General features: G+C 71.9%; 15 protein-coding genes and 1 riboswitch. Of the genes, 10 read left to right on the top strand and 5 right to left on the bottom strand.

What is annotated here, in order from left to right; translation table 11 throughout:
• Window position 1: 1 nt before the first annotated feature.
• Both WFK95_RS09205 and gluA read right to left on the bottom strand, forming a co-directional pair.
• Window positions 2–1,201: a transporter substrate-binding domain-containing protein gene (locus WFK95_RS09205; protein ID WP_224651637.1), complete on the bottom strand. Its 1,200-nt coding sequence runs from the start codon at window positions 1,199–1,201 to the stop codon at window positions 2–4.
• Complete coding sequence (gene gluA, locus WFK95_RS09200) at window positions 1,201–1,929, bottom strand: glutamate ABC transporter ATP-binding protein GluA (protein ID WP_224651669.1); 729 nt, start codon at window positions 1,927–1,929, stop codon at window positions 1,201–1,203. The genes WFK95_RS09205 and gluA overlap by 1 nt, the downstream gene beginning before the upstream one ends.
• A gap of 184 nt (window positions 1,930–2,113) precedes the next feature.
• Between gluA and miaB the strand changes: the two genes are divergently transcribed.
• On the top strand, window positions 2,114–3,634 hold the full coding sequence (gene miaB, locus WFK95_RS09195) for a tRNA (N6-isopentenyl adenosine(37)-C2)-methylthiotransferase MiaB (RefSeq protein ID WP_336670727.1): 1,521 nt from the start codon (window positions 2,114–2,116) through the stop codon (window positions 3,632–3,634).
• Window positions 3,635–3,692: 58 nt separating this feature from the next.
• A complete protein-coding gene (locus WFK95_RS09190) occupies window positions 3,693–4,319 on the top strand; it encodes an Rv2732c family membrane protein (protein WP_224651635.1) in 627 nt (208 codons plus the stop codon).
• A gap of 61 nt (window positions 4,320–4,380) precedes the next feature.
• Here WFK95_RS09190 and WFK95_RS09185 read toward each other — a convergent pair whose 3' ends face one another.
• Window positions 4,381–5,766 carry a DUF349 domain-containing protein gene (locus WFK95_RS09185; RefSeq protein WP_336670488.1) on the bottom strand — a complete coding sequence of 462 codons (1,386 nt, stop codon included), beginning with the start codon at window positions 5,764–5,766 and terminating at the stop codon, window positions 4,381–4,383.
• Between the two features lie 125 nt (window positions 5,767–5,891).
• Here WFK95_RS09185 and WFK95_RS09180 point away from each other — a divergent pair, with 125 nt between their 5' ends.
• From WFK95_RS09180 to WFK95_RS09160, 5 genes are all read left to right on the top strand, one after another.
• Window positions 5,892–6,515, top strand: a complete 624-nt coding sequence (locus WFK95_RS09180) for a hypothetical protein (RefSeq protein WP_336670487.1) — start codon at window positions 5,892–5,894, stop codon at window positions 6,513–6,515.
• Entirely contained in the window at window positions 6,512–7,435 is a 924-nt protein-coding gene (miaA, locus tag WFK95_RS09175) for a tRNA (adenosine(37)-N6)-dimethylallyltransferase MiaA (protein WP_336670486.1), read from the top strand. Before WFK95_RS09180 ends, miaA begins: the two co-directional genes overlap by 4 nt.
• Window positions 7,436–7,465: 30 nt before the next feature.
• The gene (gene dapF / locus WFK95_RS09170; protein ID WP_336670726.1) at window positions 7,466–8,314 is read left to right on the top strand and encodes a diaminopimelate epimerase; all 849 of its coding nucleotides are present in this window, start codon (window positions 7,466–7,468) and stop codon (window positions 8,312–8,314) included.
• Between the two features lie 73 nt (window positions 8,315–8,387).
• Window positions 8,388–9,797, top strand: a complete 1,410-nt coding sequence (gene hflX, locus WFK95_RS09165) for a GTPase HflX (RefSeq protein ID WP_336670485.1) — start codon at window positions 8,388–8,390, stop codon at window positions 9,795–9,797.
• Window positions 9,794–10,444: a DUF1345 domain-containing protein gene (locus WFK95_RS09160; protein WP_336670484.1), complete on the top strand. Its 651-nt coding sequence runs from the start codon at window positions 9,794–9,796 to the stop codon at window positions 10,442–10,444. The genes hflX and WFK95_RS09160 overlap by 4 nt, the downstream gene beginning before the upstream one ends.
• On the opposite strand, the gene WFK95_RS09155 is transcribed toward WFK95_RS09160, so the two are convergent.
• A complete protein-coding gene (locus WFK95_RS09155) occupies window positions 10,441–11,019 on the bottom strand; it encodes a QsdR family transcriptional regulator (protein ID WP_224645787.1) in 579 nt (192 codons plus the stop codon). The two genes, WFK95_RS09160 and WFK95_RS09155, sit on opposite strands and share 4 nt — an antisense overlap.
• 51 nt (window positions 11,020–11,070) lie before the next feature.
• On the opposite strand from WFK95_RS09155, the gene WFK95_RS09150 reads away from it, so the two are divergent.
• The 3 genes from WFK95_RS09150 (at window position 11,071) to WFK95_RS09140 (ending at window position 14,387) form a co-directional block, all read left to right on the top strand.
• Window positions 11,071–12,303: an acyl-CoA dehydrogenase family protein gene (locus WFK95_RS09150; RefSeq protein WP_224645786.1), complete on the top strand. Its 1,233-nt coding sequence runs from the start codon at window positions 11,071–11,073 to the stop codon at window positions 12,301–12,303.
• The gene (locus WFK95_RS09145; RefSeq protein ID WP_224645785.1) at window positions 12,304–13,458 is read left to right on the top strand and encodes an acyl-CoA dehydrogenase family protein; all 1,155 of its coding nucleotides are present in this window, start codon (window positions 12,304–12,306) and stop codon (window positions 13,456–13,458) included.
• Between the two features lie 4 nt (window positions 13,459–13,462).
• A riboswitch (ZMP/ZTP riboswitch) is annotated at window positions 13,463–13,550 on the top strand.
• Window positions 13,551–13,565: 15 nt separating this feature from the next.
• A complete protein-coding gene (locus WFK95_RS09140) occupies window positions 13,566–14,387 on the top strand; it encodes a bifunctional 5,10-methylenetetrahydrofolate dehydrogenase/5,10-methenyltetrahydrofolate cyclohydrolase (protein ID WP_224645784.1) in 822 nt (273 codons plus the stop codon).
• Here the strand turns inward: WFK95_RS09140 and WFK95_RS09135 are convergent.
• Window positions 14,384–15,223 (bottom strand): LysR family transcriptional regulator, encoded by an 840-nt coding sequence (locus WFK95_RS09135; protein ID WP_224645783.1) that lies wholly within the window; start codon window positions 15,221–15,223, stop codon window positions 14,384–14,386. The genes WFK95_RS09140 and WFK95_RS09135 overlap by 4 nt on opposite strands.
• Window positions 15,224–15,288 lie beyond the last annotated feature (65 nt).

Raw genomic sequence — 15,288 nt, 5'->3', positions numbered from 1 at the left:
TTCAGACACCTGCCTTCGTGCATTGCGCCTGCGGATCGGCCTTCGGCAGCGTCATCGTCTGGCCGTTCACCGTCACCTTCACGTTGCCGTCCTTGTCGGGAAGCAGCCACGACTGATCGCCGGGAACGGCGACGAGGACCGACTTGGGCTTACCGCCGTCGACGGGGCGGCCCTGGTCGATCATGGTGTTCGCGTACTCGCCGAGGTTCTTCCGGAGCGCCTGGAACAAGGCGTTGTCGGGGTTGGCGTAGGCGAGACCCGTGAAGCTCGAGACGACCGCCGCGGGGACCACGCAGGACGGGGCCGACGGAACGGCCTCCGCGTCGTACGTCGCGGTGCCCTGCTCGCCGAGGATCATCTGGCGCAGCGCCTTGTTGACCTCGCGGAGCGCGTCGCCGTCACCCTTGCGGAGGCCGATGCCGTACCGCTCGGTGGAGAACTGGTCGCCCTTCTTCTTCTCGGACTTGGTACCGGTGCTGCTCGTGAGGGTCACGTCCTTCGGGTAGGTCATCGGCACGATGTCGAACTCGCCCGGGTACTTGGCCTGGAAACCGGCGAGGATCGTCGCGTCCGTCGTGAGCGCGTCCAGTACGCCGCGCCGGACGCCCTCGACGCACGAGGCGTAGCCGTCGTACTGCTGCAGCTGGACGTTCGGCAGGGCCGCCTTCACGTTGATCGCCGAGGTCGAGCCCGACACCGAGCACAGCTTGCGGCCCGAGTTGAGGTCTTCGAGGCTCTTGATCGGGTCGGCGGTCTTCTTGCTGACCAGGAGGGCCTGATAGGTCGTCAGGTACGGGCCCGCGAAGTCGACCTTCTTGGTGCGGGCGGCGCTGATCGAGTACGTGGCGGCGATCATGTCGACCTCGCCGTTCTCGATCATCCGCTCACGCAGGGGAGACGGGGTCTCCTTCCAGGTGATCTTCGGCTCGGCCCAGCCGTTGTTCTTGGCGACCTGCTTGATGACGAACTCGGAGACGTCCACATCGGATCCGCTGTGGGACTTGTCCGGGTTGCGGTTCGCCAGGCCGGGCTGGTCGTACTTGGTGCCGAGGACGACGTCGCCGCTCTTGATGGAGGCGAGGAGGCTGCGGGGGGTGTCCGTGCCGCACGCCGACAGGACGGGAACCGCCACGAGGGCGGCGGCGACGGCGGCGATCGCGCCTCGCCACCGACGGGGTCGGGTGCTCTGCGGGGATGTCATCAGTGCCCCAGGATCTTGCCGAGGAAGTCCTTCGCGCGGTCGGACTTCGGTGCGGTGAAGAAGGACTCGGGCTCAGTGTCCTCGACGATCTGGCCGTCCGCGAGGAACAGGATCCGGTCGGCGGCCTTCCGCGCGAAGCCCATCTCGTGGGTCACGCACACCATCGTCATGCCCTCTTTCGCGAGGCCCACCATCACGTCGAGCACCTCGTTGACCATCTCCGGGTCGAGCGCCGAGGTCGGCTCGTCGAACAGCATCACCTTGGGGCCCATCGCGAGCGCCCGGGCGATCGCCACGCGCTGCTGCTGCCCGCCCGAGAGCTGCGCGGGGTACTTGTCCTTCTGCGCGACGATGCCCACCCGGTCGAGGAGCTCCAGTGCGCGCTTCTCGGCGTCGGCCTTGTTCTGCTTGCGGACCTTCATCGGGCCGAGCGTCACGTTGTCGAGGATCGTCTTGTGCGCGAACAGGTTGAACGACTGGAAGACCATGCCGACCTCGGCGCGCAGGTTCGCGAGGCCCTTGCCCTCCGACGGGAGGACGGCACCGTCGATCTTAATGGTGCCCGAGTCGATCGGCTCGAGCCGGTTGATCGTGCGGCACAGCGTGGACTTACCCGAGCCCGACGGGCCCAGCATCACCACGACCTGCCCCTTCGGCACGGTGAGGTTGATGTCCTTGAGCACGTGGAGGGCGCCGAAGTGTTTGTCGACGGACTCGATCTCGATCATAGGGACCGCGCCGGTGGGCCCGGTAGCTGCGGGAGTAGTCATGGAGTCGACCCTATGATTGATCAGGTTTCGTCCGAGTAAAGTCCGCAGTATTGGTGCCGCGAATTTCCGACAGTGCGCCTCCGTGACCGTTCGACGTGCTCGGACCGAGCGATTTGCACTCGCCGGATACCCTGGTGAGGTGATCGAATCAGCCTCCACCAGCACCACCGGCGCCCGGACGTATCAGGTCAGAACGTACGGCTGCCAGATGAACGTGCACGATTCCGAGCGGCTCTCGGGCCTGCTCGAGGACGCCGGCTACGTGCGTGCGGACGGCGGCGAGCAGGCGGACCTCGTGGTCTTCAACACCTGCGCGGTCCGGGAGAACGCCGACAACAAGCTGTACGGCAACCTCAGCCACCTCGCGCCGATCAAGCGGGAGCGGCCCGGCATGCAGATCGCCGTCGGCGGCTGCCTCGCCCAGAAGGACCGCGGCACCGTCGTCAAGAAGGCCCCGTGGGTCGACGTGGTCTTCGGCACCCACAACATCGGCTCCCTGCCGACCCTGCTCGAGCGCGCCCGGCACAACGAGAAGGCCGAGGTCGAGATCAAGGAGGCGCTGGACGCCTTCCCGTCGACGCTGCCCGCCCGCCGCGAGAGCGCCTACGCCGGGTGGGTCTCCATCTCGGTCGGCTGCAACAACACCTGCACCTTCTGCATCGTGCCGAGCCTGCGCGGCAAGGAGGTCGACCGCCGCCCCGGCGACATCCTCGCCGAGGTCCAGGCCCTCGTCGACCAGGGCGTCTCCGAGGTCACGCTGCTCGGCCAGAACGTCAACGCCTACGGCGTGAACTTCGCCGACCCGGAGCTGCCGCGCGACCGGGGCGCGTTCGCGGACCTGCTGCGCGCCTGCGGCCGCATCGAGGGCCTCGAGCGGGTGCGGTTCACCAGCCCGCATCCCGCCGAGTTCACCGACGACGTCATCGACGCCATGGCGGAGACCCCGAACATCTGCCCCCAGCTGCACATGCCCCTGCAGTCCGGCTCGGACCGCGTGCTCAAGGAGATGCGCCGCAGTTACCGCAGCACGAAGTTCCTCGGCATCCTCGAGCGCGTCCGCGAAAAGATCCCGCACGCCGCGATCACCACCGACATCATCGTCGGCTTCCCGGGGGAGACCGAGGAGGACTTCCAGGGCACCCTCGACGTGGTCGAGAAGGCCCGGTTCAGCTCCGCCTTCACTTTCCAGTACTCGATCCGCCCCGGCACCCCGGCCGCCGACCTGCCCGATCAGCTGCCGAAGAAGGTCGTCCAGGAGCGCTACGACCGGCTCATCGCCCTGCAGGAGCGGATCACGCTCGAGGAGAATCGGAAGCAGGTCGGCCGGCGCGTCGAGCTGCTGGTCGCGCTCGGCGAGGGCCGCAAGGACGCCGAGACCAAGCGCATGTCCGGGCGCGCCCGCGACGGCCGGCTCGTGCACTTCGCCGGCGACGAGGGCATCCGTCCCGGCGACGTCGTCGAGGTCGAGATCACGGGCGCCGCGCCGCACCACCTCGTCGCGGACGGCGGCGTGCTCAGCCATCGCCGCACCCGCGCGGGCGACAACGTGGAGGCCTCCATCACCCCCGTCACGGCGCCCGTCGGGGTGGGTCTCGGGCTGCCGCCGGTCGGCCGCCCGGCGCCCGCCGCCGCACCCGCGTCGACGGGGTGCTCGACCTGCTGATCGCCTCTACGACGACCTGTAGGAGACAACGCTCGGTGCGGGGTGGACAATGGAGGCCATGAACGCCGACAGCGAGAACCCCCGGAGCGCCGAAGAGCTGGAGAGCCTGCGCTCGCAGGTCGAGTCCGTCGAGCGCAAGCTCGCCGGCGAGTTCCAGGTCAGCCCGCGGATCCTGGTGGCCGCGATCGCCGTCGTCGTGGTGATCGGCTCGCTCGCGCTCCCGCACACCGGATCGGTGACGGGCATCGAGATCATCACCGGCGACCCGCACATCGAGGGCAGCTCGCTGGTGATCGTCTCGAAGATCTTCGTCTGGCTCGAGGTGCTGTTCGGCGTCTTCGCCTCGGGCGCCGCCCTGCTGACCCGCCGCTGGGTGCTGTCCGTGATCGCGGGCGCCGGCTGCGGCGTCGCAATCGTCTTCGGCCTGCTGTCGGTGTGGTCGCGGCAGACCACCGGCCTGCACGGCGAGCCGCCCACGGGCGCCGGGATCGGGCTCTACCTGGGCTGGCTCGCGATGATCGTGCTCGCGATCGTCTGGATCAAGACCATCTGGGCCCGCACGCCGTTCCAGCTCGCCGCCGAGCAGGAGCGCCGCGACGCCGCCTCCCAGTGGGACGAGTTCGCCCGGTCCAACCGCATCGGCCAGCAGCCGCCGCGCCCGCAGCGACCCACCGACCAGTCCTAGCAGCGCCGAAACGACGACCGCCCGGCGAGAATCTCGCCGGGCGGTCGTCGTCGTTCGGGCTTCAGCGGTCTTCGATCGCGCCTTCGGCCGCGTCGGCCCACTCGCGCCACTGCTGCGCCTGCTCGCGCAGCCGCACGGCGTCCTTGGCCTTGCCGGCGCTCTCCGCCTTCTCGGCCTGCTCCTCGAACTGCGCGACGCGGTCCCGGAACTGCGCGGCGCGGGCCGCGGCCTCGGGGTCGGTGCGGCGCCACTGGGTGTCGTCCGCGGCCTTGATCTTCTTCTCGAGCGCGCGGATCCCGGCCTCGAGGGAGCCCATCTGCTCGCGGGGGACCTTGCCGATCGCCTCCCACTTGTCCTGCAGCTCGCGCAGCGCGGCCTTCTGCGCGGGGAGGCTCTGGGCGGATTCGATGCGCGGGGTGTACTCGTCGAGCAGCGCCTGCTTGGCCTTGCCGTTCTCGGAGAACTCGGCGTCCCGCTCGTCGGCGGCGGCGTTGCGCGCCGAGAAGAACTCGTCCTGGATGCCCTTGAACCGGGCCCACAGCGCGTCGTCGGTGTCGCGCGGCGCGCGGCCGGCCGCCTTCCACTTCGCGAGCAGGTCGCGGAACTTCGCGGAGGTCTCGCCCCACGAGGTGTCGTTCTTGAGCTTCTCCGCCTCGGCGATCAGCTCCTCCTTGCGCGCCTTCGCGCCGGCGCGCTCGCGGTCGAGCTCGGCGAAGTGCGCGCCGCGCCGCTTGTTGAAGGCGTCGCGGGCCTTGGAGTAGCGCTTCCACAGCGCGTCGTCGGTCTTGCGGTCGACGCCCTTGATCGTCTTCCACTCGTCGAGCAGGGTGCGCATCCGGTCGCCGGCGGTCTTCCACTGGGTGGCCTCGGCCGCGATCTGCTCGGCCTCCGCGGCGAGCGTCTCCTTGCGGGCGATGCCCTCGGACCGGCTCTTCTCGCGGTCCGCCTGCGCGGTGACGATCGCGGTGTCCGCGCCCGTGAGCAGCGTGCCGACGCGGGCGGCCAGGCCGTCGAGATCGCCGACGACCGCCGCCGTGGGCAGCGTGTCCGCGACCTGCTGGGCCGCGGTGCGGATCTTCTTCGGGTCGCCGGTGCCGCTGGCCAGGCGCTCTTCGAGCACCTCCACCTCGGTGGCGAGCTCGTCGTACTTGCGGCCGAAGTGCGCGAGGCCCTCCGCGGACTCGCCGGCCTGCCACGAGCCGACGGCCCGCTCGCCGCCGGAGGTCACGACGTAGACGGTGCCGTCCTCGTCGACCCGGCCGTGCTTCGTCGGATCGGACGCCGGGCGGGTGCGCGGCGCGGCCTGCGCGGCGGCGGGGGCGTGCGGGCGCGGACCGCCGGGGCGGGGGCCGGGATGCGGCTTGGGGCCGGGTCGGGCGCCCGGGGTCGGCTTGGGAGCGGCGTTCTCGATCGGAGTGGTCTCGGCGATCGGTTCGTTCTCGGCCACGGGGTTCCCCTTCGTCTGCGCCGCGCGTCACGGCTGCCGGTCGTCATGGACCCGCACTGCGCGCGGGCCCGGATCCATTGAAGCACTCCGCGGGCGCCCTGGCGCGATCGATTAGCGTTCTTCTCGTGCACCCGTCCCCGCGCGACCACCGGCCCGTGGCCGTCATCCCCGGCGCTCCGCTGCTCGTTCCCGAGCTGGTGGGCGCCCCCGGCGACCCGGATGCCGACCGGCTGCGCGGCGCCGCGCTCGCCGCCGGGGCGTGGCTCGGCGCCCGCGCCCGCACCTGGCGTGTCGTCGCGTCCGCGTCCGTGACCAGGGGCGACGAGGCCTCTGCGGGGACGTTCGTCGGGTTCGGCGCCGACGTCATCGTCACGACGGGGCCCGGCGCACCGTCGAACGACCTGCCGCCCAGCCCCACGTGGCCGCTGCCGCTGCTCCTCGCTGCCTGGCTCCGGGGGAGCGCGGCGCCGTCGGCCCGGATCGTCGACGACGGCGACGCGGAGGGCGTGCTCTTCGTGCTCGACGGACCGAACACCCTGACCGCCCGCGCGCCGGGCGGCCACCGTCCCGAGGACGAGGCGGTCTTCGAGGCCCAGGTCGACGCCGTCCGTGCGGGCGGCCCCGTCGACGGGCTCGACGACGGCTGGCGCGCCGCGGCCGCGGCCTGCGCGGGCGGCCCCGTCGACGTGCTCTACCGCGACGCCCCGTTCGGTGTCGGCTACCTCGTCGCCACCGGCGGCGCTGCGTGACGGTCACTCGGCCGATCGCCGTCGTCGGCCCCACCGCGACCGGCAAGTCGGACCTCGCGCTCGACCTCGCCGAACGGCTGGACGGCGAGATCATCAACATCGACGCCATGCAGATGTACCGGGGCATGGACATCGGCACGGCGAAGCTGCCCGTCGAGGAGCGGCGCGGGATCCCGCACCATCAGCTCGACGTGCTGGAGGTGACCGAGACCGCCACCGTCGCCGCGTACCAGGAGCGGGCCCGCGCCGACGCCGAGGCACTGCTCGCCGCGGGCCGCACCCCGGTCATCGTCGGCGGCTCGATGATGTACTTCCAGGCCCTGCTCGACGAGTGGAGCTTCCCCGCGACCGACCCGGACGTGCGGCGGCGGTTCGAGGACCGCCTCGCCGAGGTCGGGCCCCTCGCCCTGCACCGCGAGCTGGCGGCGCTCGACCCCGCCGCGGGCGCGAAGATCCTCACCACCGACGGCCGCAGGATCGTCCGCGCCCTCGAGGTCGTGACCATCACCGGCGAGCCCTTCGCCGCGTCCGCGCCCGAGATCGGCCCGGCCCGCTGGGACACCGCGATCGTCGCCCTCGACCGCGACACGGAGGAACTCGACGCCCGGATAGACCTGCGCACCCGGCGCATGTTCGACGGCGGTCTCGTCGACGAGGTCCGTGCCCTCGAGGAGCGGGGCCTGCGGGAGGGCGTCACCGCGGCCCGCGCGATCGGCTACGCCCAGGTGCTCGCCGCCCTCGACGGCGAGTACGACCTCGAGCAGGCGCGCGAACTGACCTTCATCGGCACGCGGCGGTACGTCCGCCGGCAGCGGTCGTGGTTCCGGCGCGATCCCCGCGTCGTCTGGCTGGACGCCGCGGCGCCGGACCTGCTCGACGCCGCGCTCGCCGCGCACGCCGCCCCGCCGTGGCGGCCATGACGCGCCCGTAGACTGGTTCCCATGACCGCAGTGGACTTCCTCAAGGGCCACGGCACGGAGAACGACTTCGTGATCCTGCCGGACCCGGGCGTCGACATCGAGCTCACGCCCGAGCTCGTCGCCGCCCTCTGCGACCGCCGCGCCGGCATCGGCGGTGACGGCGTGCTCCGCGCCGCCCGCGCGGGTGAGCTGCTGGACGCCGGCGTCCTCGACGCGCTGCCCGCCGGCGTGGCCCGCGAGGACTGGTTCATGGACTACCGCAACTCCGACGGCTCGATCGCCGAGATGTGCGGCAACGGCGTGCGCGTCTTCGCCCACTTCCTCGCTGCGAACGCCCTGGTGGCGGGCGATGAGTTCACGGTCGGCTCCCGGGCCGGCGCCAAGCCGGTGCGCGTGCACCACGCCGACCCCGAGACCGCCGAGGTCTCCGTCGCGATGGGCGTGCCCCGCGTCTTCGGCAGCTCGTCCGCCGGGGTCGACGGGCGCGACCTGGCCGGGATCGCCGTCGACGTGGGCAACCCGCACCTCGCCTGCATAGTGCCCGGGCTCACCGAGCAGGACCTGCTGGCCCTTGACGTCGCCAGCGCGCCCACCTTCGACCACGGCCTGTTCCCGCACGGCACGAACGTCGAGGTCGTCACCCCGCTGGCCGACGGTGCCGTGCACATGCGCGTGCACGAGCGCGGCTCGGGGGAGACCCGGTCCTGCGGGACCGGCACCGTCGCCGCCGCGGTCGCGGCCCTGCGCGCCGCGGGCCTCGAGACCGGCGCGGTCGACGTGCACGTGCCGGGCGGGGTCGTCACCGTCACCGTCGAGGCCGACGGTGCCGTGCTCCGCGGGCCCAGCCGCCTCGTCGCCTCCGGTACCGCGCGCCTCTGACGACGGCCGCCGCGTTCAGCCCTGGGAAAACCCGCGTGACCTCCCACGTCCCGTCGTGCCACACTGGAGGCATATGACAGACATGGATACCTGGGAGCCGGCCCCGACCGTCGGCGAACTCCAGTTGCAGGAGCGTTCGTCGCTCCGTCGCGTCGTCGGCCTCTCGACCGAGCTCGACGACGTCACCGAGGTCGAATACCGCCAGTTGCGTCTCGAGCAGGTCGTGCTCGTGGGCGTGTGGACTTCCGGCTCCGCGGCGCAGGCCGACGCCTCGCTCGCCGAGCTCAAGGCCCTGGCCGAGACCGCGGGCTCCGCGGTCCTCGAGGGACTGATCCAGCGTCGCGACCGGCCAGACCCCGCCACCTACATCGGCTCCGGCAAGGCGCACGAACTCCGCGAGGTCGTGCTCGCGACCGGCGCCGACACGGTGATCTGCGACGGCGAGCTCACGCCCGCGCAGCTCAACGCCCTGGAGAAGGTCGTGAAGGTCAAGGTCATCGACCGCACCGCCCTGATCCTCGACATCTTCGCCCAGCACGCGACGTCCCGCGAGGGCAAGGCGCAGGTCAGCCTCGCGCAGATGGAGTACATGCTGCCCCGCCTGCGCGGTTGGGGCGAGGCGCTGTCCCGGCAGGCCGGCGGTCGCGCGGGCAGCAACGGCGGCGTGGGCCTCCGTGGTCCGGGTGAGACGAAGATCGAGACCGACCGTCGCCGGATCCGTGAGCGGATGGCGAAGCTGCGCCGCGAGATCAAGGGCATGAAGCAGGCCCGGGACACCAAGCGCGGCTCGCGCCGCCGCTCGGGCGTACCCGCCGTGGCGATCGCCGGGTACACCAACGCCGGGAAGTCGAGCCTGCTCAACGCGCTCACCGACGCCGGCGTGCTGGTGCAGAACGCGCTGTTCGCCACCCTCGACCCGACCACCCGGCAGGGCGTGCTCACGGACGGCCGCGACGTCGTCTTCACCGACACCGTCGGCTTCGTGCGGCACCTGCCCACCCAGCTCGTCGAGGCCTTCCGGTCGACGCTCGAGGAGGTCGTCGACGCCGACCTGCTGCTGCACGTCGTCGACGGCAGCGACGTGATGCCGCAGCGCCAGATCGACGCCGTGCGGCAGGTGCTGCGCGATGTCGCGGGGGAGCGGGAGGCGTCGCTGCCGCGGGAGTTGCTCGTGGTCAACAAGATCGACGCCGCCGATCCGGTGGTGCTGGCCCAGCTGCGCGTCGCGCTGCCCGAGGCGGTCTTCGTCTCGGCGCATTCGCGCGAGGGCATCGACGAGCTGCTCGAGCGGATGACGCAGCTCATCACCGCGGGCGACGTCGAGGTCAGCACACTCCTGCCCTACGACCGCGGCGACCTCGTCGCGCGGATCCACGTCGAGGGCACCGTCGTCAGCGCCGAGCACGAGGCCGACGGTACGCGGATCGTCGCCCGGGTCCCCGGGCCCCTCGCCGGAGCCCTGGCGCAGTACCCGGCGTCGTGAGCGAGACCCGCGACCTCCCGCCCTCGGCGTCCGCGCGCGCCGCGCTCGCCCTCGCCGTCGGCGCCGTCACGACGGTGGCCGTCGGCGTCCCGCTGGGCTTCTCGCTGGGCGCGCTGCTGGGCATCGGCGCGGCGGCCGCGGTCTTCGCCGCCGTCGGGTGGTTCGTGTTGTGGCCGCTGGACGACACCGCCACCCGGGCGACGGTGCGCCGCGAGAACTTCCGGCCCCGGGTCGCCGAGCTCGTGGTGGGGGTGATCGCGATCAGCGGCCTCGCGGCGATCGTGATCCTGCTGCTCGCGGGCCGCACCGACGCGCGGAACGTGGCCGCGGCGGGCGCGCTGCTCGCCGCCTTCGCCGTGTGGGCCTCGCTGCACCTGACCTACGCCACGCAGTACGCCGCGCTCTACTACGGCGACGAGGGCGACGAGCCGGGCGGCATCGACTGGGGGACGGACGACCCGCCCTCGTATCGCGACTTCTTCTACTTCAGCTACAACCTCGGCATGACCTATCAGGTCTCCGACAACTCGGTCTCCACCCGAGAGCTCCGCAGCGTGGTGCTGCGGCACTGCCTGCTCTCGTACGCCTTCGGCACCGTCATCCTCGCGACGGCGATCAACCTCGTCGTCGGCATCGTCTCCGGCTAGGGCCGGCCCGCCCCGTCGAGGAGCAGCTCGACGAGGGCCGCGGCCTTGTCCGGCTGGGGCGGCGTACCGATGATCATGTCGGACCACAGGAACGACTCCGCGAGCCGGACGATCGCGTAGGCGAGGTCCGCCCGGGATACGCCGCGGGCGGCGTCGGAGGACGGGACGGCGATGTCGGCCAGCCAGCCCGCGACCCACTCGATCAGCCGCGCCTGCACCACGCTGCCGCCCGACTGCAGGACCCGCATCGCGAACTCCGGTTCGTCCGTGGCGAATCCGGCGAGCGGGGGATAGTCGCGCACCTCGTGCGCGAGCCGCCCGAACGAGCGGAGGAAGGCCGCGCGGTCGCGGACCGGCTCGGCGGCCTCGACCCGTGCGATCGCCTGCGCGATGCCGAGCCAGATCGCCTCGCCCACCACCTGTTCGCGGCCCTCGAACCACCGGTACAGCGTGGCCCGGCCGATCCCGCTCGCCTTCGCGAGCTGCCCCAGGTCCACCCGTCGGCCCTCGCGGAACCACTGCGCGGCGCGGTGGATCACCTCGACCTGGTTGTCAGGACGCTCCGGATGAGACATACTCCTATTTTGTCTCGCCAGTGCGAGGGTGTCAACGAGGGGAAGACCCGGATGGATGTGACGTTCACGGCGGAGGAAGAGGCCTTCCGCGACGAGGTGCGGGAGTTCCTCGACACGCACCTCACCGACGATCTGCGGGCGGCCGGCAGGCTGGCGACCAGCGTCTACTCCGATCACGAGGCGAGCCTGCAGTGGCAGGCGATCCTGCACAAGCAGGGGTGGGCCGCGCCCGGATGGCCCGTGGAGTGGGGCGGCTGCGACTGGTCGGTCGCGCAGCACTACATCTTCTCGCGCGAATCCGTGCTCGCCGGCGCTCCCTTCCTGTCGCCGATGGGGATCCGGATGGTCGCGCACGCCATCGTGAAGTTCGGGACCGAGGAGCAGAAGAAGTTCTTCCTCCCGGGCATCCTCGACGAGTCGGTCTTCTTCTGCCAGGGCTACTCCGAGCCCGAATCCGGTTCGGACCTCGCCTCGTTGGCGATGCGCGCGGAGTCCGACGGCGACGACCTCGTGCTCACCGGATCCAAGATCTGGACCACCCACGCGCGCGAGGCGAACTGGATGTTCGCGCTGGTCCGCACCTCGAAGCAGGAGCGCAAGCAGCAGGGCATCACGTTCCTGCTCCTCGACATGACGGTGCCCGGCATCGAGATCCAGCCGCTCGTCATGGCCTCCGGCGAGGAGGTGCAGAACGTGGTCTTCTTCGACAGGGTTCGGGTGCCGAAGGCCAACGTGCTGGGGAAGATCGACGAGGGCTGGACGGTCGCCAAGTACCTCCTCGAGTTCGAGCGCGGCGGCGGCGCCGCGGCTCCCTGGATGCAGGTCTCGCTCGACCGGCTCGCCGAGGAGGCGACGACGGTGCCCGGCCGCGGCGGGCGGCCGTTGTCCGAGGACGACGACTTCCGCCTCGGGCTGGCGGAGCTGCGCGCCCGCGTCGACGTCCTGGAGATCCTCGAGCACCGCTCGCTCGCCGTGCTCGCCGCGGGCGGCAACCCGGGCACCGCGTCGTCGATGCTCAAGATCCTGGGTACGGAGCTGAGCCAGGCGATCACCGAGTTCATCCACAAGAGCGCCGGCCCCCGCGGCCGGGTCTATCAGCCGCACGTCACGCGGCCCGGCGGACCGGTGGTCGAGTACCTTCCGCCCGCCGACGGCGCGCACAGCGGAGACCTGTGGCAGGCCGTCGCGCCGCTGCGCTACTTCAACGATCGTGCGGGCTCGATCTACGCGGGCTCCAACGAGATCCAACGGAACATCCTGGCGAAAGCGGCATTGGGGCTGTAGATGGACTTCACACTCACCGACGAACAGACGATGCTGCGCGACGCCGTGCGGTCCTACCTCGCGGGCCGGTACCCGCTGGTGGAGTCGCGCAGCGCGGCCCGCTCCGAAATCGGGTGGCAACCCGCCGTGTGGGAGGCCTTCGCCTCCGAGCTGGGCATCCTCGCCGCGACGCTGCCCGAGTCCGTGGGCGGATTGGGCGGCGGGCCCGAGGAGATGATGGTGATCGCCGAGGAGCTCGGCGGCGCGCTCGTCGTCGAGCCCTACGTCGGCACCGCCGTCGTGGGCGCCGCCCTGCTGCGCGGATCCGGCGGCGCGGCCGCCGACGCGCTGCTGACGGCGATCGCCGACGGAGGCGCGCGAACCGCGTTCGCGCTCACCGAGCCCGAGTCCGGGCGCGAGTCCTGGGACGTCCAGACGACGGCCGTGCGCGACGGTGACGAGTACGTGCTGTCCGGGGCGAAGATCGTGGTCGCGGACCTGCCGGTCGCGACGCACCTGATCGTCGCCGCCCGCACCGCAGGAGGCCGGCTCGACCGCGACGGGATCTCGCTCTTCCTGCTGGAGTTCGACCCGCAGGCCCCGCCCGCCGGGGTGAGCGCGCAGTACTTCCGCACGATCGACGATCACCACACGGGCGATCTCGTGCTCGCCGATCTCCGCGTGCCCGCGTCCGCGCTGCTCGGCGCCGAGGGCGGGGCCTGGGACGTCATCGAACGCGCCCTCGACGACGGTGCCGCCGCGGTGTGCTGTGAGGGAGTCGGGATCATGCGCCGCGTGGTGGCGGACACGGTGGCCTACGCCAAGCAGCGCCGCCAGTTCGGCGTGCCGATCGGCTCCTTCCAGGCGCTGCAGCACCGCATGGTGGACATGTCGCTCGAGCTCGAGCAATCCGTCGCGGCGAGCTACCTCGCGGTGCTCAACCTCGACGCGGAGCCGCAGGTGCGGCGTCGCGCCGTCTCGGCCGCGAAGATCACCATCGCGCGGGCCGCGCGGTTCGTCGGGCAGAACGCGGTCCAGCTGCACGGCGGCATGGGCATGACGGAGGAGCTGGCGATCGGGCACTGCTTCAAGCGGCTCACCGCCATCGAGACCGAGTTCGGCTCGGCCACCGACCACCTGCACCGGTACGCGGAGGCGAGCGCGCAGGGCGGGTAGCCTCGAGGGTGGCCGTGACTGGCGCTGACGGGGAGCACCCCGGGGGAGCGGCCCACCGGAGTATCCGTGAGCCGCGCGCCTGGGCGTCGAAGTCCCAGGAGGTCGCCATGTCCGTGCCCATCGTTCTCTCCGGAACCCGGCTCGCCGCAGAGCTCAACGGCCGCACCGCCGCACGCGCCGCGGCGCTGCCGTTCACCCCGACCCTGGCCACCGTGCTGGTCGGCGACGACCCGGGATCCGCCACGTACGTGGCGATGAAGCGCCGTCGGTGTTCCGACCACGGCCTGGACTCCCGCTTCGTTCACCTGCCCGCGGAGACCACGACGGCCGAGCTGATCAGTGTGCTCTCCGAGTTGGGGGCTGACGACGGCGTGCACGGCATCCTGTTGCAGCATCCACTGCCGCCGCAGGTGGACGAGTGCGCCGCGTTCGACGCGATCCCTGTGACGAAGGACGTCGACGGCACCTCGAGCGCCGCTTTCGCGGCCGCCGCGCTCGGCAGGCCGGGCCACCGCAGTTGCACGCCCGCAGGAATCGTCGCCTTGCTCGACCATCACGGAGTCGTGCTCGCGGGCGCGGACGTGACCGTGGTCGGGCGCAGCGCGATCCTCGGAAAGCCGCTGTCCGCGATGCTCGTCCAGCGCGACGCGACGGTCACGGTGTGTCACTCCCGCACCCGCGACCTCGCCGCGCACACCCGACGCGCCGACGTCCTCATCGCTGCCGCGGGCCGGCCGGGCCTGATCACCGCCGACATGGTGCGCCCCGGTGCGGTCATCGTCGACGCGGGCTTCACCCCAGGGGACGTCGCCCCGGGCGCGGCCGCGCGCGCCCGCGCCGCGTCCCCGGTGCCGGGTGGCGTCGGACCCATGACCATCGCAGTCCTCCTCAGCCAGACGGTGGACGCGGCGGAGGCGAGCGCGGTCTAGCGGGGAGTGGTCAGTGAGGCGGCGGCACCGCGGACGGCGGCCCGGACCGTCGCCGGCACGCGCGGCCCGACGGTGACCGCGAGAGCGATCGGCGGCAGGTGCGGCATCGTGTCGACGGTGACCAGGCCGTCGGTCGCGTCGATGGCGGGGAGCAGCGTGACCCCCAGGCCGCTGCGGGCCGCGGAGTACAGGCCCGCGAGGTTCGCGGCCTCGGCGGCGATCGTGTAGTCGATCCCGTTGCGCGCGAGCGCGTCCGCCGCGGGCGCGCGCAGCACGCACGGGTCGTCGAAGAGGAGGACGGGCACCGTTCCGGCGGGGCGCTCCCACTCCCGGGCGGCGTACCACTGCAGGTCGATGGGGCCGACGGCGTCCGGGTGATCGCCGGCGGCGAGGAAGACCGCCACGTCGGCGAGACCGCGGTCGACGGCGCCCGCGATCTGCGCACTGCGATCGAACCGGAACTGGGCGGCCCATCCTCCCGGGAGGGCGCCGAAGCCGCGGCTGAGCTCGGGGATGAGCCGGTCGGCGCCGTGCTCGGTCGCGGCGACCGACAGCGTGCGGGTCGTGGGGGAGGCGAGAGCGTGGACGGCGGCGTCGTGCGCGTCGAGAATCGTCTGGGCGTGCCCGAGGAGCCGGTTGCCGTGATCGGTGAACCGGATTCCGCGGCCCGCCTTCTCGACGATCGTGCCGCCCGTCGACTTCTCGAGCCTGCGCAGGTGCGCGCTGACGGTCGACTGCGTGAGGTGGAGCGTCTCGGCGGCGCGGTGGACTCCGCCGCAGCGGGCGATGGCGACCACGCTGCGCAGTGGGACGATGTCCAGGATCGGATCCGGCATGACTGAACGATAGAACCGATCGATCGTGATCGTCAATCATTGTTGGACGGCGGGGGCCTGCGCGT

Origin of the sequence: Tsukamurella sp. USMM236 (assembly GCF_037148755.1) — a bacterium.
Lineage (GTDB): Bacteria > Actinomycetota > Actinomycetes > Mycobacteriales > Mycobacteriaceae > Tsukamurella.
The sequence above is the reverse complement of the archived record's forward strand: the minus strand, read 5'-3'. Positions and strand labels throughout refer to the sequence as shown.